Below are 20,070 nucleotides of genomic sequence, written 5' to 3'. Positions count from 1 at the left end.
GGATCTTTGCTCGTTATCGGTTAACCAGAATTAACTCACGAACAACCACACACCAACACCCATCATTAACGTACCTGCAATACGGTTCATCAACTTAACGTTATCGGCTTTGCCCAGCATATGTTTTAGGCTCTTACCGCCAGTGGCGTACAAAGTCATACAAACAAACTCAGAAACGAGAATAATAGAAACAAGAATCAACAACTGCGGTGCTAGGTCTTTATTACTGTTAATGAAAGGAGGCAGTAATGAAATCATGAACGCCCAACCTTTCGGGTTAGCGATTGCCGTCACGAAGCCTTGAACCACCAAATCCCAATCATTACTAACTTTGGTTGTTTGATTATCAGTACTGATCGCCAGCTTGCCTCTTGAGCGCCACATCTGAACGCCTAGATAGAACAAGTAAGCTGCACCAACAAATTTGAAGCCCGTAAATAGCCAAGGGTAGTTCAACATGATAGAAGCGATGCCCAGTACCGCTGCAATAGAAACCACAGCAACACCAGCCAGTTCACCGATCATCATCCATAATGTACGCTTGTATCCAACACTCATTCCTAGCGTCAAAGCCAAGGTCATACACATACCGGGCGTGATTGAGACAAAGAAAAACGTGGGAATAAAAGCCCAAAGTAGTGCGCTATCCATATTGTTACCTTATCGACTTATTTCTATTTGATGGTTCTGTTTCTTATGCTTGACTAAAAGTTTCTTACGTATAACTAAAAAGAGCCACATAACAGTGGCTCTTTTTAATCACCAACCGTAATTACTTACGACGGCTTTTAATTCGCTTCATCATAGTCAAACGACGTTCGGCGCTTGCTTGATCTTGTTGCTCTTCGTTCGCGTTGTTTTTACGACCTTGACGATTTTTATAAGCCGATTTCGTGTTCAACTTCTCAATATAAGCGTCACGCTTCTTCGGCTCATAACCCGGCTGTTCAACACGACGAATACGTTGTTGAATCAGTGTTTCAACTTGAACAACAGTCAACTCTTCTTCGCGGTTAACGAAAGAAATCGCATGACCTTGTTTACCAGCACGACCGGTACGGCCAATACGGTGAACGTAATCTTCCGCTAGGAAAGGCATGTCGTAGTTAATTACGTGTGGTAAGTCTTCGATATCAAGACCACGAGCCGCAACGTCGGTTGCAACCATTACGCGCGCTCGGCCTTCTTTGAAGTCATCCAACGCACGACGACGAGCGCTTTGCGCTTTATCACCGTGACAAAGTACCGCTTTAATGCCGTCTAGCTTAAGCTCTTTAACGACGTCATTCGCTGTTTCTTTGTAGTTCACAAACACAAGTACTTGGCGCCAGTTTTTACGGCCAATCAGTTCAGAAAGCAGCTCTGTTTTACGTTCTTGATCCACAGGGTAAACCACGTGGCCAACAGTAGCAGCCGTTGAGTTTTCACGCTCAACACTAATACGTTTTGGTTTACGTAGAATATCAACAGACAGTTGGTTTAACTGAGTAGAAGTCGTTGCCGAGAACATCATGATTTGCGGCGATGTTTCTACATCTAGCATGATCTTACGAACGGCATTGATGAAGCCCATATCAAGGATACGGTCAGCTTCATCGAATACTAGGAATTCTAGGTTAGCAATAGACACGTTACCCGCTTCTAAGTGCTCTTCCAATCGGCCCGGAGTCGCAACCAGAATATCAACACCCAATTCTAATTGACGAACCTGTGAAGACATCTTGTTACCACCGTAAACTGCAGAAACGCTTAGTTCAGTGTATTTAACGTAGTCTTTAATATTTTGAGCGATCTGCGCAGCAAGCTCACGAGTTGGAGCAAGAATAAGGCCACGAGCCGTTCCTCTAGACGCCTTTTTACCGCTGTTCAAAAGGTGTTGAATAACAGGCAATGAAAATGCCGCTGTTTTACCCGTACCGGTTTGAGCAGTAGCAAAAATATCATGGCCTTTACGAGCCATTGGAATCGCTTTTTGTTGAATTGGAGTGAGTTTTTCATAACCACACTCAGTCAACGCTTTGACTAATTCAGGAGCAAAACCTTGAGAGGAAAATGACATTGTTACGGGTTCCTTAAGCAGACAGCCTACATTCTTATTTCAGCCGAGCACTATAAAGTAATTAGAGTGATTTATCTCACATTTATCGTGATATAACGCAAACTTTCTCATTTAATCCGGTGTTTACTCCACCTTCAACGAAGTAAACACCGAGATCATTGGTTCAAACAGTAAAAATAGCGCTATTTGATGCCACACAACCTGAGTAGAATTTGCTCTAGATCTCCCCAAGGCATGAGTTGTGAATCAATCACTTCAAGTCGAGATTCAAAACCATCGAGCGTAATTTCGTTAACAGATACAACTTGGTTCGCCACATTAAATGCGTAACAACCTTGGTCAGTATTCACCACCGCTTTTACACGCTCAGCCGTAAGATCCGACAGCATTGAAAACAGCGCATCAAAATCAAACTTATGCTCTGCGCCAAACAACCAACCACAGCTGAAATAACCCTGCCCTTTATTCTCTTTACGGATAAAAGCTTCACCGGGAGGCAGTTGGAATTGAGGCTCTTGTTCAGCGTGATCGTGATGGTGTGCTTCAATATGAGATGAAGCACTGCCATGTACTCTTTCAATGTCCAACACTTCCAGTGGAACTTCACCGTCATGGATTAGCTTGTGGAATACTTTGGCTGGCGTTTGAGCCATCACCCAGTCATTAAACACATCGATGTCTTCAGGATGAACAAGGTCTACCTTAGTACCAAGAATCACATCTGCACTATCGAGTTGATCGTTGAAATTCTGATTCGACGTATACTTTTCATTGGATAGATTTCGTGGGTCAACCAAGCCAAGCGTCGCTTTTAAATCAACATAAGGTGTGTATTGTTCTGAAGTTAGTGTCGCAATAACCTGTTTAGGATGACCAAGCCCTGTCGGCTCAATCAATAAACGGTCTGGCTTTTGACGCAGTAAAGCATTAATGCCCACCGACATAGGAACGCCCGCAGTACAACACATGCAGCCACCCGGCACTTCTTTAATCAAAGCGCCTTGATCCGTCATCAATGCGCCGTCAATGCCTATTTCCCCGAACTCATTAACCAGAACAGCCCAGTTTTCATTCTCAGGTTTATTTTTAAGCAGGTTCAAAATAGCTGTCGTTTTGCCAACACCCAAGAAACCCGTAATGATGTTTGTAGGAACTTTTTTGGTCATATCAGTTCTCCTTTTTAAGGGAGTATATACTCAATCACCGAAAAGTTGACCCCAATCGATTGTTTATACTGAGATTGCTTAATAGAGGTATGGCGAAAATATGTTCAGAAGAGATAAGAGTAGAAATAAGCAAGAGAGGTACCATGCGGAAATTGGATGCTCCAAACGAACTAAAGGCGTACTTTGTCAGTACGCCTCACCCTCGTTACTCAATCGTGAGTTCGCGAATCAGGAAGCCTTAAATATCGACCTGAACATTTAACGAGGAACTAAAACTTTGTTCTGAATCCATCCAAATTGTGTGTAAAACCTCACTTCTCCTTGCGGTCTGTTATGTTGCTTTACGATTTAACTATGGTTCATTTTTGGGGATATTCAAGCTACCGCGAGAGAATCGATCAAAATTGTGACGGTGATTCCACTATTAACCGTTCGTTCCATTTATGGAACACGCACATTTCATAAATGGAATTCAACTTTTCATCTTTATTGCTATAGGATATGTAGAGGTCGCGTATAATTGATACGTGCTCCACGTAACTAACTCAGGAACCTTACCTCAATGACCAGAAGAGAGAAAATTAAGCAGTCCCTTTTAGCTAAAATGCCAAGGGATGCTATTAATCAATTTCTCTCAAGGGATAAGACTCCAGCTTCCGTTCTCTTCCTTTCTTGTATCGTCGGTGTGCTTGCGGGTGTTGTTGGCACTTATTTCGAAGTCGCTGTTCATTTCATTTCAGAAACTCGTACCGACTGGTTGAAAGATGAAATTACCAATTTTGTTCCTCTTTGGTTAGCGGCTTTTATAATCAGCGCTGCATTTGCTTTTATTGGGTATTTCCTTGTGCACCGCTTTGCTCCAGAAGCCGCAGGCTCAGGTATTCCAGAAATTGAAGGCGCGATGGACGGTATGCGCCCTGTTCGATGGTGGAGAGTGTTACCAGTAAAGTTCTTTGGCGGTATGGGCGCACTAGGCTCAGGTATGGTGCTAGGTCGTGAAGGTCCAACCGTTCAAATGGGCGGCAGCATCGGCCGTATGGTCACAGATATATTTCGAGTTAAAGATGATGACACTCGTCACTCACTATTGGCTTCCGGTGCCGCAGGTGGCTTAGCAGCCGCATTCAACGCACCTCTGGCTGGGATCATGTTTGTGGTCGAGGAGATGAGACCACAGTTTCGTTACTCACTCATTTCAATCAAAGCGGTTATCATCTCTGCGGTTTCAGCCAACATTGTGTTTCGTTCAATCAATGGTCAATCTGCCGTTATCACAATGCCTCAATACCAACCGCCTGAACTGAATGCACTATGGTTGTTCTTATTGCTAGGCGTGTTGTTCGGCCTGTTTGGTGTGATTTTCAATAAGCTGATTACACTTTCACAAGATCTGTTTGTAGCAATACACAAGAATGACCGCAAACGATACTTAATGACAGGAACTCTGCTGGGTGGTTGCTTTGGCTTATTGCTTCTTTATATACCGGAGTTGACTGGCGGTGGTATTGGTATCATCCCGAATATCACTAATGGCAACTACAGCGCGAACGTGTTGTTACTAATCTTCTTAGGGCGTGTGCTCACTACGCTACTTTGTTTTGGTTCTGGCGCACCTGGCGGTATCTTTGCACCGATGCTCGCACTGGGAACGCTCTTTGGTTATGCATTTGGGCTTATCGCAGCTGCATTCTTCCCTGAACTGAATATAGATCCGGGTATGTTTGCGATTGCTGGCATGGGCGCCTTATTTGCCGCCACTGTTCGAGCACCCATTACAGGCATATTATTGGTTATTGAAATGACCAATAACTACTACCTCATCCTACCGTTGATCATCACCTGCTTGGGCGCAGTAATCATTGCTCAGATGTTAGGGGGTCAGCCCATTTACAGTCAGTTACTCAATCGTACACTCAAAAACGAGAAACTAAGACAGCAAGATCTCCCTCAACAAGAAGAAGTACGTTAACTATATTGAGAACCATAAATCAAATGTGGGACTTAAGCGTCACTCGTTAAGTTCCACTAATACAGTCAGCTATCACTAATACATTAAGCAAACAAAGCTCGGTATTCATAAATTACTCAAATAAATAAAGCACACTTTCCTCGTGCTTTATGTCCCGATTCCGTATCAAAATCAAAAAAGCAAACGTTAAACTTGCTATCATCCACTCAAAATTATTTGAGTGTCCTTAACATCTATTGAGGGCACAGCTGAGCGCTCACTCTAGAGCAAAAATTCTATAATTAACTCAATCATTATATAGACAGCTCACATTCTATAAATAACCCGCATTCTATAAATAATTAGTTGGAGAAAGTCGTTGAACTGGAGAAGATTAACCCAAGTAAAAAATGTGCCGCCATCTCAGGCGTCTTTAGCACTTGGCGTTATTGGATTAGGACAAGCTTGGGCTTTATATATCCCGGGCATCGGTGAAATCATTCGTCCCTACCTCGCTTCATTCGGTGCACTATTATTGCTGCCCGTTTTACTCCGTTATCTAACGAGCTTTAATACCTTCTTAAGTGATATACGCCACCCGTTAAGTGGAAGCTTGATGGCACCAATGAGCATGGCGTTATTGATTCTATGCGACTATTTGGCCGAGATCTCTCCAGTCATTGCATACCCAGTCTGGTTTTGCGCGTTATTGTTGCATTTTACCATGATGGTATTGTTCTTTAGTTTCCAGATCATCAACTTCAAAATGTCGAATATCGTGCCGAGTTGGTTTCTGTATCCGGTAGGGTTAATCAGCAGTTCCTTAGCAGGTACACAGTTCGGACACACTGTCTTTTCAGAAACACTTGCGGCCACTTGTATTGGTATCTATTTTCTTATGCTGCCAGTGGTGTTGTACCGCTTGGTGTTCGAAGGAAACCTACCACGCCGAGCAAGACCAACCTTAGCCATAATGGCAGCACCTGTGAACCTGTCTTTAGCCGCTTACTTGGTTAACTTCGATAACCCGGACCCGATTCTAACAGGCGCTTTAGCTGGCATTGCGATCACTATGACACTGCTGATCTACTTGTGTTACATCCGCCTGATGCGTCTGAAATTCCAACCTTCGATTGCTGCCGTCACTTTCCCATCCGTGATCAGCGCTATTGCTATGCATCGTCTAACCACGTTTTTCGGCGCGGAATACCCACAATGGTATTGGCTACATAAGTTCGGCTTTTTTGAGTTAACCATCGCGACCATCCTAGTGATTTGGGTAGCAGGCGGTTATGTGAAGATGTACTGGCCAGAATTTTTTGATTCTGACTACATGTCTAAAAAGATCAAACGTTCTTAGACCGAAGCTAGAAGAACCTAGGTTGCTCGACCGAATTCTCCAATATTCTATATGTCAGACAGGATAACCAAACCAAAAAAGGCCTCACAATGTGAGGCCTTTGAATGAGCAAGGTATTAATAATTCAGGCGAGTGTTAATAGAACTGCCGAGTACTATTAGAAATCAGCGTGAGGGCCAAATACTTCGTAGTGAACACGTGAACGATCAATTTCAAGTGCGTCTAATTGTTCCACTATGTTCTTCATAAAGCCAACTGGACCACAGATATAGAAATCACTCTCTTCAAAGCCTTTAGTGTCAGAGATAGACGCTAAATCCATTTGACCTTGGTGTGTGTTTTCACATGCAGATTCATCTTTGTTCATGTACCACGTTTTCGCTTCCCAACCTTTGTCGGCAACAATATCTTTAACACGAGTCGTGAAAGAGTGCTGACCTACGTTTTCACATGCGTGAAGGTAAAGTACAGATTCACTTTTCTGTTCATTGTTTAAGAATTCAAGCATTGATTGCATTGGCGTAACACCAACGCCTGCAGAGATAAGCGTTACAGGCTTGCTGCGCTCTTGATACATAAAGTCACCCGCTGGTGCGTATAGGCTAACTTCATCGCCAACAGCAACCGTGTCGTGTAGGTGATTAGATACCACGCCTTGTGTCTCTTGGCCTTGTCCTTCACGTTTAACAGAAATGCGGTATTGCTTGCCGTTTGGCTTATCGGATAGTGAGTATTGACGAATTTCGCTGTATTGAGAACCTTCAGGTTTCACTTCGATACCGATGTATTGACCTGGTGTGTAATCCAAAACTTCACCGCCATCTTTTGGCTGTAAGATGAAGCTTGTTACGAGTGCGGATTCTTCGATCTTGTCTGCGATTACAAACGCACGAGCCGCTTCCCAACCACCAACAGCTTGCTTACGTTGTAGGTAAAGTTCAGCTTCACGATCGATGAATACTTGCGCCAAGAATAGGTAAGCGGCTGTCCATGCTTCTTCCACTTCTGGAGTAAACGCGTCAGCAGCTAATTCACGTAGTGTTTCAATCAGGTGTAAACCAACAATCTGGTAGTGCTCTGGTTGAATATTAAAGCTTGTGTGTTTCTGTGCAATACGTTCAACCGCTGTGGTTAACGCTGCTAGGTTTTCAATGTTTTTAGCATAAGCCGCGATAGCTTCAAACAGTGCCACGCCTTGGCGGCCTGTTCTCTGGTGAGTCATGTTGAAGATATCTTTCAATTCAGGGTTATGCGTGAACATACGTTGATAGAAGTGTTGAGTTAAAGCAGGGCCTGCGCTTTCTAAAAGAGGAATCGTCGATTTGATGATGTTGATATGTAGATTGTTTAGCATTGATTTACTCCGAACACTTAGCCTTTTGACCTTTCATGTCAAATTGACTAATTTTATTTAAAGATGACTTTATACCAATTCTTTCTCAATGAGCTCTTTGGCTACTATTTTTATGAGAATTACGTGGACTGATAAATTCGCATTAATTGATTCAAATCAATGATAGGTCAGTTATTCAGTCATATAAACAACACGCAATGGACACATTGCACAAACGATGCCAACATGCGAGAGCTTGCTGTGTCTGGCACCCTTTCAAAAACTCAATTCGAAATTTAGTCAAAAAGACCTTTTTTTTGTGTCATAAAGACTCTACCATGTATGAAAATACAAACAGTATGAGCCCTTTATGCAAGATATCTCAGCATCCACTCTCATGGAAATGACCATTGGTCTCGCCAGCGGTGTGAACGATCAAGACCGTTTCAATCGCCTAATCGATGCCATTCGTAAAACAATCACATGTGATTGTGTCGCGCTTTTGAGCCTCCAAGGTGACACGTTAGTACCCATCGCTATGCAAGGGCTCAGTAGAGATACATTTGGTCGTCGTTTCATTATTTCAGAGCATCCACGTTTTGATGAGATCTGCGCATCTCGTTCACCTATTCGTTTTGATGCTGATAGCTCATTGCCTGATCCTTTCGATGGTTTACTGATCGACCACGACGGTGATTTACCGATGCACGCTTGCATGGGTTTGCCTCTGCTGTTTGGTGACAAATTGTTAGGAGTGCTAACCCTAGACAGCTTAAAACCTGATGTCTTCGCGAATATTCCCGCGCGTAACCTAGAAGTTCTCGCTGCTATTGCGGCTTCCACGATGCAGATGGCAATGACTTTCTCGCAGCTTGAGCATCAAGCAAAACAGTCAAAGCAATTGCTCGAAGAGTTGAATGTTGAAGCGTGGGAACGTGACGGCGGGGAACTGATTGGTAAAAGCGATACCATGATGGCGCTTAAGAACGACATCGCGGTTGTAGCGCCGTCTGAATTTAATATCCTGATCCATGGTGATACTGGTGTTGGTAAAGAGCTCGTTGCTCGTACCCTGCACCACCAATCGCAGCGTAAGCGTAAACCACTAGTTTATGTAAACTGTGCTGCAATTCCTGAGAACTTAGTAGAGAGTGAACTATTTGGTCACGTTCGTGGCGCGTTTACTGGCGCAGACAAAAACCGCTTAGGTAAGTTTGCTCTAGCCGATGGCGGCACACTGTTCTTAGATGAAATTGGCGAATTGCCTTTGGCTGCGCAAAGTAAGCTGCTACGAGCACTGCAAAACAACGAAATCCAACCTGTGGGTCAAGACAACATTCAAACCATTGATGTTCGTGTTCTGGCTGCAACGAACCGAGATTTAAAGCAAGAAGTTGAAGACGGTCGATTCAGAGCCGACTTGTATCACCGACTCAGTGTGTACCCTATCGCAGTGCCAGCACTCAAAGATCGCGGTGACGACATCAGCCTATTGGCCGGTTTTTTCTTAGAACAAGCGCGTCGTAAGCTTGGTATCAACCAAGTTAAGTTCCGTTCTGATGTTCTGGTATTCCTAAACCGTTACGGTTGGCCAGGTAACGTTCGTGAGCTTGAACACGTGATCAGCCGTTCAGCATTGAAGGCACTGGCTCGCAGCACTAACAAGAACCTCGTGACAATCACTAAAGAAGATTGTGGCCCACTCGATCAAGATCAGCCTATTGCAACGACTCAAATAAAAAACACACCACTATCAACGCCAACAATCGACCTTTCTGCAGGTTTACGTGGCGCTACGGATGATTTTCAGCGCAGTATCATTACTGAAGTATTAGAAGATGCCAATTTTAACTGGGCGCAAGCAGGACGAGTTCTGAAAACAGACCGCGCAAATTTAACTCGACTGTCTAAGCGTTTAGGGTTAAATGTGGCTAAGTCTCACACGATCGAACGGACAAAATAGATATTAGCGGTTTGTTGCGAGCATCTAGCGAAACTTGTGTATATAATGCTGCAAATTGTAACGCTAATTTTAAATATGTAGAGAGAGTTATGAAGTTTATTCGTTGGTTTTTAGGTCGTGTTATCTTGCTATTGAATTTTGTTTTCAGCCCACGTGGTGTGAAACGTTCTCAAGAAGAGCAAAGCAAAGTGAATGAGCAAGCAAAAACGCACACGTTATACCAATTCGAAGCGTGCCCATTTTGTGTAAAAGTACGTCGCGCGATGAAACGTCAATCGGTTCAGTTTGAGCTTCGTGATGCAAAAAACAATGATCAACACCGTGCAGAGCTTGAAGCTGGTGGCGGTCGTGTGAAAGTACCTTGTCTACGTATCGAAAAAGACGGCAAAACTGAGTGGATGTACGAATCTTCAGATATCGTTACTTACTTAGAAAAGCAATTCGCATAAGCTAACCTGCGAAACGAAAGTCAGATACAAAAAATCCCTCAAATATGAGGGATTTTTTATGTCTGTTATTTGGAACTCGTCGCTTTCAATTTAGGGAAGAAAGCTCAAATGACTACTTCGACACAATCAGCATCAATTCAACCCGGCGATTACATGCTTTACCTTGGGCTGAAGCATTGTTACAAGCCGGAACGTATTCACCGAAGCCTCGAGTATAGATAGAGCGACTAGATACATAGTTACTCTCTAATCGAGCTTTCACTTCTTTTGCACGCTGCTCTGATAGAGGATCATTGATTTGATCAGAACCTGTATTGTCGGTATGACCTTCAATCACAACATCGATATCTTGACGCTGAGAAAGATAACTGCCCAACGTATCTAACCAATGGTTGTAAGCGGGTTCAGGGAATGCAGAGCCTGTCTTAAAGTTCACATGTTGCTCAAGCTTTACCATTACATGGTTGCCAGGCAAGACTTCGAAATCGATACGGTTTTGTCTTAAAAAAACTTCCAGCGGGTCATTAGTCGAGACACCACGCCCATAGTTGGTAGTGATGGTTTTTTGTTGATAAGTGCTGCTCTGGACTGAATAACTGCGATTGCTCGCCACAGATGTCGTTTGAACCACACCCCATTCAGGATGCATAAGGTCGTAATCGGTTTGCGGTGCAGTTTCTAGCAGATCGTCACCTAACATACCCGTTGGTAACGTCGTTTCACACCCTACCAAAGCTATGCTTAACATTATCGCTAAATATCTCATTACTTCACCAACCACTCATGCAGATAAACCATTCACTAATGTCTATATCGGCACTGAGGGAAAAACTTTAGACAAAAACTTTATACGAAAAGAAAGCACACCCAAAAAAAGTGCTTTTGATCACAGTTAACCGTCAACTAGCCTGTCATCACCCGCTGGTTCCAACTGTTTGCATTTATTTACCTTATAATTGTTTTCCAATTCGTACTAAATAGTTAGAATCTCACGACTTCTCAACGTTAGAGCAAACATTATGTTTAAACCATTTACTAAATTCATCACAGCACTCGCTGCCGTACTTATTATTGCGGGTTGTAGTGAAACAGACGAGCCACAGAAAGGCGTTCAATACGAAGCACTTCCTACTGCTCTAACTGAATTTAACCTGTCTCCGATCACTGAAATCTTCTCTCTAAACTGTGGTCACTGCCGTCAAATGGAAAGTGCAATTCCAGAGATTGAATCTCTAACAGATCAAACTATTGGTAAGATGCACGTAACGTTCAATGAAAGTGCTCAAATTAGTGCAATGATCTACTACACAGCAGTGATGCAACTCGACGCGACACCTGATCACGCGTTCATGGACGACCTATTTGGTGCCGTTCAAATGGGTGCTGATGCAACGCCAGAACAGCGTCAACAAGCACTAGAGACAGCGTTCACTTCTCGTGGTCTGGTTAGCCCATACCAACTGAACAAAGAACAACAAGTAGCTCTGTTTGACTACGTTAAGAAAGCAGAAGAGATTTCTGTAAAAGGCCAAATCAACTCAGTACCGACTTTTATCATCAATGGTAAGTACCAAGTCCTAACTGCAGGCCACCAAGATGTTCAAGGTATCGCAAAAACAATCAACTACCTTTTGACTCAGCCGTAACGGCTTTTCTCTATAAAGAATCAACAATAAATAGGTTTTACTATGTCTAAATTTATCATCCCGGTCATTGTCTTCATCTTGGCTGGTTTCATGATCTACCGTACTTGGATGAATCATAAGTCTGGTGACGAAAACTTCGAGCAAGGCCAACAGTTCCTTATCGAAAACGGCACTAAAGAAGGGGTTGTTACGACTGAAAGTGGTCTTCAATACCTAGTTCTTGAAGAAGGTACTGGTACAGAGCACCCAACTAAGAACAGCAAAGTAACGGTTCACTACCATGGAACTTTGCTAGATGGCACTGTTTTCGACAGCTCTGTTGAGCGTGGCGAGCCGATTTCATTTGCTCTTAAACAAGTGATCAAAGGCTGGCAAGAAGGTTTGACTTACATGGTTGAAGGCCAAAAAGTTCGCCTGTTTATCCCGAGCCAATTGGCTTACGGTAAAGGTGGTTCAGGCCCTATCCCACCATCAGCAACTTTGATTTTTGATGTTGAGTTAATCTCTATCAAATAATCGAAGTGACCGATTTAAGCCCCAACATACGCGCTATGTTGGGGCTTTTTTCTATCTGAACGTTTTGATCCACTTTAGCCACAACCGAATATACCCTCAAAAACCAACCACTAGACGACTGGTCTAATTTAAATTATAGTACTGCCCATGAACGAAAAAACAAATGACACACGCCTGCATGTTTTAGATGTTGGCTACCAATTAATAGTGAACAACGGCTTTAACGGCGTTGGTCTATCGCAATTGCTTAAAGAAGCGGACGTGCCGAAAGGATCGTTTTACCACTACTTTAAATCGAAAGAGCAATTTGGCGAGGCTCTGATCCAACACTATTTTGAGACCTACATCAGCAGAGTTGAAACTATTTTGGTTCATGGTGAAGGCAATCATTACCAGAGAATTATCAGTTATTTCACTCGATGGTCACAGATTGAAAACGGTACCTGTAACGCTCATAAATGCTTAGTAGTTAAGCTCAGCGCTGAAGTTTCTGATCTTTCTGATCCTATGCGTCAAGCCTTACTAAAAGGGGCTGAAAAAGTAACCTCTACGATACAACACTGTGTTGCTGGTGGTATTGAAGATGGCTCCATTAAGGTTGAAGACAGCCGAGAAACCGCTCAAAATCTATATTCTATGTGGTTGGGCGCAAGCTTATTGAGCAAATTAAGCCAGAGCTCACGCAGTTTAGAATCAGCTTTAAACCTAACCCAACAGACTTTAAAAGGTAAAAACTAACCACGTACTGTGTTTAGTTTTTATTAACGACAGATAACCCGCCCTCTTATCAATTTGATGACGGCGGGATTTTTAGACAACCAGACTAGACGACTGGTCTAATTCTGAATGAACATACTATAAAATTAAGGATATCCAATGACTCAACAAGACAATCGCCGCATCGTATTGGCTTCTCGCCCAGTTGGCGCACCGACTAAAGAAAACTTCCGTTTAGAAAACGTAGCTGCACCAACAATCAAAGACGGCGAGATGTTACTTCGCTCAGTTTACCTCTCTCTCGACCCATACATGCGTGGCCGAATGAGTGATGCGAAATCTTACGCTGATCCAGTCGCTATCGATGAAGTCATGGTGGGTGCAACTGTTTGTCAGGTTGAAGAATCAAACCACGCTGATTACGAAGTTGGCGAATGGGTTCTGGCTTACACAGGTTGGCAAGATCTTGGTGTATCTAACGGTGAAGGTCTAATCAAACTAGGCAAAGAACCAACTCACCCTTCTTACGCACTTGGCATCATGGGTATGCCTGGCTTTACGGCTTACATGGGCTTGCTTGATATAGGCCAACCTAAACAAGGCGACACTCTAGTCGTTGCGGCGGCAACAGGTGCAGTAGGCGCAACCGTTGGACAAATCGGCAAGCTAAAAGGCTGTCGTGTAATTGGCGTTGCAGGCGGTCAAGAGAAGTGTCAGTACGCGAAAGAAGTGCTTGGTTTTGATGAATGTATCGACCACAAAGCGGATGACTTTGCAGAGCAACTGGCTAAAGCGTGTAACAACGGTATCGATGTTTACTTTGAAAACGTTGGTGGCAAGGTATTCGACGCGGTAATGCCTTTGCTTAACACAGGTGCTCGTATTCCTGTGTGTGGCCTTATCTCTCAGTACAATGCAACATCACTTCCTGAAGGCCCAGATCGCATGTCTAGCCTTATGGGTACACTGCTGGTCAAGCGTATTAAGATGCAAGGCTTCATTATCTTTGATGACTACGCACACCGTTACAATGAGTTTGCTGTTCAAATGACGGAATGGTTGTCTCAAGGAAAAATGCAGTACCGTGAGCACCTAGTTGAAGGTTTAGACGAAGCACCACAAGCTTTCATGGGCCTATTAGAAGGTCAGAACTTCGGCAAGCTTGTTATCAAAACTAACGAACCTAAATAACTCAATCGGCTGAAACCGTAAAATAGGCAGAATAATGATTACTTTACATCACCTAAATAAATCACGTTCGAAGCGCATCATCTGGTTATTGGAAGAGCTTGGTGTTGATTATCAAATCAAACCATACCAACGAGACAGTGTCACGTTTCTAGCACCACCAGAATTGAAGTCCGTTCACCCTCTTGGTAAGTCTCCAGTCATTGAAGACGATGGCGTGGTGATCACTGAATCTGGCGCCATCACGGAATACCTGATCGATAAGTATGGTCAGGGCAAGTTTGCTCCCGTACGTGGAACAGCAGACTACGTCGAGTATTCACAGTGGCTACATTTTGCTGAGAGCTCAGGTATTTTACCGATGCTACTTAAGATCTTTGTGATGAAAGACGGCTGTGAGACTAACTTTCTAGGAGGTTACGCTGACGACGAAAATCAAAAGATCTTAACTTACGTGAATAATGCACTTGAAGGTAAAACCTACTTGGTTGCAGACACACTAACAGGTGCCGATTTTATGATGTCGTTCATCGTAGAAATCGTGGGTAACTTTGGCGCAACTGCGCTTTACCCGAACATCGCTAAATACGGTAAGCTTTTGGCTAACCACCCTGCTTACCAAAAAGCAGAGCAAGTAGAGCTAGAACACTCGAACTGATCGAGTTTCACTCAAACACTTGCTCCCTAGGGTAAACACAAGAAACTAAATGAAGCCAAAGCCGATTTATCTTCGGCTTTGGCTTCTCATTTGTCTTTATTTCGACAACAATATCGAACTCTAACTGAACAGCCACAGAGTTTGATCTTAATGCCAGCAAACCTCGCTCAATACACACCTCTGCACCTAGCCGACGCGAACGCAAAATTATCGCTACCGACTCGTTTTACGTTTCCGTATTACTATACTCCGCACCCCATGTGTGAATTAGCTATGTTGCAGCTTCAACAGTCGCTCATCGACTGTGGTATGAATGAAACCTCGCAAGGTAATCTCTATGCTGTGCTGCTTGTTCAGAATCCAACCTCGCAAGAGTTAGGCTTCCTATCAGCGTTTTCTGGCTTACAGTTAGAACCATCACTGACCTCTCAGTTAAAAAATATCAACTTCGTCCCACCAACATTCAATTCAGAAAAATTTCAATCTCAAAACAGTGCAAACCTCGCTCGCCAATCGCGACTAGCGGATAATATTGAAAAATTACAACAATCACACAACCTAGACGCATTAGAATCTGCTCTTGAATCGCTGAAAGCAGAATCAGCACAAGCTATCGAAGCCTTTCAGTTTACAATGGCCGCGAACAAAGCTCAGCGTAACAAACTCAGAGAGCAAGCCAATCAAGAAAAGGCATTGGGGAATCTAGACTCAGCAGCGAACCTACTCAAGCAATTAGGTAACCAAAGCAGCCAAGAGAAGCGCGACCTAAAAGCGCTCCGTATCGAGTGGAAACAAAAGATCGCAGAACGCCAGTCGCAAGTTGATGCCATCGAGAATGAACTAAAAAACCGCAAGCAAGACTACCAAGCGATTTCGGGCGAATTAGAAGCACAACGTTTGTCTCATTATCGCTTTATCAACCAAGCTCTCGAATCAAAGAACCTGCTAGAACTGTTAGATGGCAAAGACGCTCTTGAAGGCTCTGGTAACTGCTGCCTACCCAAGTTGCTTAACTTTGCGTTTGAACACGGATTTAAACCGTTAGCATTGTCTGAGTTTTGGTGGGGATTGCCTCCAACGGCTGTCATTCGCCAACACGCAAACCTATACCCTGTTTGCCAAAGCAAAAGCTTCGAGATCCTCGACCACCAGCTAAACGGCATCGAATTAGAAGATAACCCGCTTATCGTGAACCCTGCGGTTGGTAAGTCGTTTGATATTGTCTACGAAGATGACCAGATCGTGGTGGTGAATAAACCCGAGGAGTTTCTCTCAGTTCCCGGTAAGTTTATCGAAGACTCGGTTTATACACGCATTAAAGCGCGCTACCCCGATGCAACAGGCCCTTTAATTATCCATAGGTTAGATATGTCGACGTCAGGCTTGTTGATCTTGGCGCTCACGGCGGAGTCAAACAAACACATCCAGAAGCAATTCATAGATAGAACCGTAGAGAAACGATATACAGCTCTGTTAGATGGTGAAATCGACGGCAAATCTGGCGATATCAGCCTGCCCTTGCGCGGCGACATAACAGACAGACCAAGACAATTGGTTTGCCATGAACATGGACGTAACGCTGAAACTCATTGGGAAGCGGTCAGCACCAACAATGGCAAAACCAAGGTTCATCTGTATCCGAAAACAGGGCGCACCCATCAGCTACGTGTGCATTGTGCTCATCCATTAGGGCTTGGAGTACCAATTCGTGGTGACGACTTATACGGATACAAACGCGAACGCTTGCACCTACATGCTGGCTACCTGAAGTTGATTCACCCAACAACTGGCGAGTGGATCGAGTTTGAAGTGCCGTCAGAGTTTTAATCCTATCTTTAGCCGTGGGGCTTTCGAGCCCTACCCTTCTCAAATATCCTGCAAGTAAGCTTTCACCCCTCGACCGGACAAACCAAAACCAAACACTAGTACCAGAAATCTAAGACTAAAAAGCTTGAACACAACAAAGTGACCATCGCGGGAATACCGTCCTTCCAAGTATCAAAGCGTAAGTGGAAATAAAGCGCCCCTATAGATGTCGCTCCCAATATTGCACCACCCATCAATTGAGTATGCTCTGATGAAACACCACATAAAGCTAAAATCAAAAGAGCAGCCCCAGTAAACTCGACTAACCCAACCAGCAACATCACCGTTCTATTCAAGCCATAGCTTTTAAAGAAACCAAGCTGAATTTCAAACACTTTCTTTTGCCAACCAAGCGTCTTAATTGAACTCGCTAACACAAAGAACATCACCATCAAAATGCTTATTACTGTACTCATTTTGTCTACCTCTATAAGAATCATTAATTTCAGCGATTCTATTTAATCATTCATAATTAAGGTGATAAATGCTAGTTTCATGATAGCTTAGATTCCAGATTGGAATAGATAAACACAAGGTGAGTAAGATGGATAAGATTGAATGTATTCGTATCTTTGTGGAAACTGCGCAGCTGAACAGCTTTACCGCAACTGCCAATAAGTTAAACATGACACAGGGTTCGGTTAGTAAGAAGATCGCATGGTTGGAAAGTGACTTAGGGATGACTCTGTTTCAACGAAACAGCCGCAAGATATCCCTCACTCATGCAGGGAAAGACTACCTAGAATATTGCACCCGTTTGCTCGAAGAGATGTCTGCCATAGAAAGCAAGCTCAAGCGTGAGACAGAATCCGTAGAAGGCGAGCTCAAGATATCTGCGCCAAGTGCCTTTTCATCGATGTTACTCAGTGAGCCGCTTCAAGCTTTCATTGAACAACACCCGGGCATACGGATTAATCTCAGCGTTGACGACCGCATCGTTAATCTCAATGAGCACAATATTGATGTTGCCATCCGCGCATCACAGCTGAAAGACTCAGGGTTAAAAGCTCGCTTTCTTTTCAACAATAAAGTTCAGTACTTTGCATCGCCCGATTACTTAAAAAATCACGGAAAACCTGAACATCCTCAGGATCTTAACCAGCATAAGTGCTTAACTTATTCTTTGATGAACCCAGCAAACGAATGGCGTTTCACAGACAAAGATCGCCAATGCACCAGTATGAAAGTAAACCAAATTTTCACGTCAGACAGTCCAGAAATGTTGCTTAAAATGGCTAGACAGGGTTTAGGTGTGGTTGCTTTACCGGATTGGATGGGCAAAGAATTTGTAGAGACTAGAGAGTTAACGCAGTTTTTAGAAGATTGGAGCAATGACTACTTGCCTATGTACGCGGTGTACCATGCAAGTGATTATTTGCCCCAACGAATTCGAGTATTTATCGATTTTATTGCGGAGTGTTTAAGTTCTACAAACAGTTAGAGCTCAACCAAAAATCAATCAATCAATCAATCAATCAGTTATCAAGCCTCTATAAACGACTAATCAAACATTAAGATGGTACTTAGCCCATCACATCTGTACGTTGCTCGACGCATTCAAAAGAGCCCATTTCGAACTCACGGCAGATCCAAGGTCGGTTTTCATAAATAGTACACATCAGTGTTTCTCTATCTACCGCAGAGCACCAACCGTCGTCTAATCTCAGCATGGTTTCGCCGCCCCACTCGTCATAAGCAATATGCTCTTCAGGAACGCCAGTATCTGTGATGATCATAACCTCTAAACGACAACAGCATGCCTGACAATTGGCACAAGTTACTTCAGGTTCGGTTACGTTCTTTATCTCTATGGTCATAAGTGACTACACTGCTAAATTTTGCGTATAGTAATCGAAACCGCCCGCTACGGCTAATAAAGAAAGCAGATGACGGTGTTTTCATATATGTAGAAACAACAATGGGCGCTATGATTCACTCACAACACCCATTAGATTGTTTTTTAGCTCGATAAAGACTCTATTTAGAATAGACTCGCGAAGAACAACTTAACGTAGTCCATCAGACGTTTAAATATCCCACCTTGTTCAACAGCCTCTAGCGCAATCAATGGCTGAGTTTGTACATCTTCACCATTGACTGTGTAATGAACGACACCTAATGTTTGACCTTCAGCAATCGGCGCCTTCAACTCAGAATCAAGTTCAATCGATGCCGTTAGCTTCTTACTGTCTGACTTAGGCAGTGTAATAAACGTGTCTTCTGCAACACCCAACTTCAATGTATCTTGAGCACCAAACCATACCTTCTCTTCAGCTACTTGATCGCCACCTTGATGTGGGTTTAGCGTATCAAAGAAACGGAAGCCATAGCTCAATAACTGTTTACTGTCTGACTCACGACTCTTAACACTTGATGCGCCCATCACAACCGCGATAAGTCTCATCTCACCTTGTGTCGCTGAACTCGCCAAACTGTAACCAGCGCCAGAAGTGTAGCCCGTTTTCATGCCATCAACCGTCAAGCTTCTATCACGCAGTAAGCCATTGCGGTTGTGTTGTGTTATTCCGTTGTAACTGAACGAACGCTCGCTGTATAAGCCATATACATCTGGGAGGTCTCGAATAATTGCACGACCAAGTAATGCAATATCGTAAGGAGTCGAATAGAGATCGTCAGCATCTAAACCGTGTGCGTTCGCAAAATGGGTGTTTTCTAATTTCAGCGACGTAGCCCAAGAGTTCATAAGATCCACAAATGCATCTTGTGAGCCCGCAACGTGTTCCGCAATCGCAACACTCGCATCGTTGCCTGATTGAATGATCAAGCCACGGTATAAATCCATCATTGCAACATCGGTGTTCACTTCAATGAACATTTTTGAAGAGTCTGGGAAGTTCTTCGCCCACGCGTTTTCGCTGATTCGTACCTGATCGTCAGCAGAGATATTACCTCGCTTCATCTCTTGTCCAGCCACATAGCTGGTCATCAGTTTGGTCAAACTCGCTGGGTTTAACTTAGTATGCGCGTTTTTCTCTACCAGCACGTCACCAGAATTAAAATCAATTAACACATACCCTTTTGCACCTAGGCTAGGTGGGCTTGGTACTATAGAAGGTGCTGCGATAGCTGCATTACTTACCATCGCTGCGTTACTTACAATGAATATACTTAATAGAGGGAGAGAGTATTTGGAGAACAGTTTCATTGAATCAAACCTAAGTTAACGTTTTGTTCAGTATA

At 43.5% G+C, this 20,070-nt stretch carries 19 protein-coding genes; 11 read left to right on the top strand and 8 right to left on the bottom strand.

Annotation, left to right across the window (positions count from 1 at the left end; all coding sequences use genetic code 11):
- Positions 1 to 30: 30 nt before the first annotated feature.
- The 3 genes from BCU75_RS08775 to BCU75_RS08765 all read right to left on the bottom strand — a co-directional run bounded on the left by BCU75_RS08775 (position 31) and on the right by BCU75_RS08765 (position 3,225).
- Positions 31 to 651, bottom strand: coding sequence for a LysE family translocator (locus BCU75_RS08775; protein ID WP_004731394.1), 621 nt, complete (start codon positions 649 to 651; stop codon positions 31 to 33).
- A gap of 121 nt (positions 652 to 772) precedes the next feature.
- Entirely contained in the window at positions 773 to 2,059 is a 1,287-nt protein-coding gene (locus tag BCU75_RS08770) for a DEAD/DEAH box helicase (RefSeq protein WP_076676988.1), read from the bottom strand.
- Between the two features lie 182 nt (positions 2,060 to 2,241).
- On the bottom strand, positions 2,242 to 3,225 hold the full coding sequence (locus BCU75_RS08765; RefSeq protein WP_102473564.1) for a CobW family GTP-binding protein: 984 nt from the start codon (positions 3,223 to 3,225) through the stop codon (positions 2,242 to 2,244).
- A gap of 562 nt (positions 3,226 to 3,787) precedes the next feature.
- On the opposite strand from BCU75_RS08765, the gene clcA reads away from it, so the two are divergent.
- Positions 3,788 to 5,194 carry a H(+)/Cl(-) exchange transporter ClcA gene (clcA, locus tag BCU75_RS08760; RefSeq protein ID WP_102466227.1) on the top strand — a complete coding sequence of 469 codons (1,407 nt, stop codon included), beginning with the start codon at positions 3,788 to 3,790 and terminating at the stop codon, positions 5,192 to 5,194.
- 358 nt (positions 5,195 to 5,552) lie between these two features.
- On the top strand, positions 5,553 to 6,533 hold the full coding sequence (locus BCU75_RS08755) for a TDT family transporter (protein ID WP_198592538.1): 981 nt from the start codon (positions 5,553 to 5,555) through the stop codon (positions 6,531 to 6,533).
- A gap of 157 nt (positions 6,534 to 6,690) precedes the next feature.
- On the opposite strand, the gene hmpA is transcribed toward BCU75_RS08755, so the two are convergent.
- Entirely contained in the window at positions 6,691 to 7,887 is a 1,197-nt protein-coding gene (gene hmpA, locus BCU75_RS08750; RefSeq protein WP_102464985.1) for an NO-inducible flavohemoprotein, read from the bottom strand.
- 349 nt (positions 7,888 to 8,236) lie between these two features.
- Here hmpA and norR point away from each other — a divergent pair, with 349 nt between their 5' ends.
- The gene (gene norR / locus BCU75_RS08745) at positions 8,237 to 9,829 is read left to right on the top strand and encodes a nitric oxide reductase transcriptional regulator NorR (protein WP_102473563.1); all 1,593 of its coding nucleotides are present in this window, start codon (positions 8,237 to 8,239) and stop codon (positions 9,827 to 9,829) included.
- An 89-nt stretch (positions 9,830 to 9,918) separates the two neighbouring features.
- On the top strand, positions 9,919 to 10,278 hold the full coding sequence (locus tag BCU75_RS08740) for a glutaredoxin family protein (RefSeq protein ID WP_004731371.1): 360 nt from the start codon (positions 9,919 to 9,921) through the stop codon (positions 10,276 to 10,278).
- A 112-nt stretch (positions 10,279 to 10,390) separates the two neighbouring features.
- On the opposite strand, the gene BCU75_RS08735 is transcribed toward BCU75_RS08740, so the two are convergent.
- Positions 10,391 to 11,026 carry an OmpA family protein gene (locus tag BCU75_RS08735; protein ID WP_102473562.1) on the bottom strand — a complete coding sequence of 212 codons (636 nt, stop codon included), beginning with the start codon at positions 11,024 to 11,026 and terminating at the stop codon, positions 10,391 to 10,393.
- A gap of 271 nt (positions 11,027 to 11,297) precedes the next feature.
- Here BCU75_RS08735 and BCU75_RS08725 point away from each other — a divergent pair, with 271 nt between their 5' ends.
- The 6 genes from BCU75_RS08725 to BCU75_RS08700 all read left to right on the top strand — a co-directional run bounded on the left by BCU75_RS08725 (position 11,298) and on the right by BCU75_RS08700 (position 16,830).
- Complete coding sequence (locus BCU75_RS08725) at positions 11,298 to 11,924, top strand: thioredoxin domain-containing protein (protein WP_099165583.1); 627 nt, start codon at positions 11,298 to 11,300, stop codon at positions 11,922 to 11,924.
- A 42-nt stretch (positions 11,925 to 11,966) separates the two neighbouring features.
- The gene (locus BCU75_RS08720; RefSeq protein WP_102473561.1) at positions 11,967 to 12,440 is read left to right on the top strand and encodes an FKBP-type peptidyl-prolyl cis-trans isomerase; all 474 of its coding nucleotides are present in this window, start codon (positions 11,967 to 11,969) and stop codon (positions 12,438 to 12,440) included.
- A gap of 147 nt (positions 12,441 to 12,587) precedes the next feature.
- Positions 12,588 to 13,178: a TetR/AcrR family transcriptional regulator gene (locus tag BCU75_RS08715; protein ID WP_102473560.1), complete on the top strand. Its 591-nt coding sequence runs from the start codon at positions 12,588 to 12,590 to the stop codon at positions 13,176 to 13,178.
- A 138-nt stretch (positions 13,179 to 13,316) separates the two neighbouring features.
- Positions 13,317 to 14,348, top strand: coding sequence for an NADP-dependent oxidoreductase (locus tag BCU75_RS08710; protein ID WP_102464989.1), 1,032 nt, complete (start codon positions 13,317 to 13,319; stop codon positions 14,346 to 14,348).
- 34 nt (positions 14,349 to 14,382) lie between these two features.
- A complete protein-coding gene (locus BCU75_RS08705; RefSeq protein ID WP_076677008.1) occupies positions 14,383 to 15,003 on the top strand; it encodes a glutathione S-transferase family protein in 621 nt (206 codons plus the stop codon).
- Between the two features lie 150 nt (positions 15,004 to 15,153).
- Positions 15,154 to 16,830, top strand: coding sequence for an RluA family pseudouridine synthase (locus BCU75_RS08700; RefSeq protein ID WP_102473559.1), 1,677 nt, complete (start codon positions 15,154 to 15,156; stop codon positions 16,828 to 16,830).
- A gap of 95 nt (positions 16,831 to 16,925) precedes the next feature.
- Here the strand turns inward: BCU75_RS08700 and BCU75_RS08695 are convergent, their stop codons facing one another.
- On the bottom strand, positions 16,926 to 17,309 hold the full coding sequence (locus BCU75_RS08695; protein WP_102473558.1) for a DoxX family protein: 384 nt from the start codon (positions 17,307 to 17,309) through the stop codon (positions 16,926 to 16,928).
- Positions 17,310 to 17,413: 104 nt separating this feature from the next.
- Here BCU75_RS08695 and BCU75_RS08690 point away from each other — a divergent pair, with 104 nt between their 5' ends.
- Positions 17,414 to 18,310 (top strand): LysR family transcriptional regulator, encoded by an 897-nt coding sequence (locus BCU75_RS08690; RefSeq protein ID WP_076677014.1) that lies wholly within the window; start codon positions 17,414 to 17,416, stop codon positions 18,308 to 18,310.
- A gap of 82 nt (positions 18,311 to 18,392) precedes the next feature.
- Here the strand turns inward: BCU75_RS08690 and BCU75_RS08685 are convergent, their stop codons facing one another.
- A complete protein-coding gene (locus tag BCU75_RS08685; RefSeq protein WP_017085602.1) occupies positions 18,393 to 18,686 on the bottom strand; it encodes a YkgJ family cysteine cluster protein in 294 nt (97 codons plus the stop codon).
- Positions 18,687 to 18,850: 164 nt separating this feature from the next.
- On the bottom strand, positions 18,851 to 20,035 hold the full coding sequence (locus tag BCU75_RS08680) for a D-alanyl-D-alanine carboxypeptidase family protein (RefSeq protein WP_076677016.1): 1,185 nt from the start codon (positions 20,033 to 20,035) through the stop codon (positions 18,851 to 18,853).
- Positions 20,036 to 20,070 lie beyond the last annotated feature (35 nt).

Source organism: Vibrio splendidus, assembly GCF_002873455.1.
Lineage (GTDB): Bacteria > Pseudomonadota > Gammaproteobacteria > Enterobacterales > Vibrionaceae > Vibrio > Vibrio splendidus_J.
This window is presented reverse-complemented; position numbering and strand designations above follow the sequence as displayed.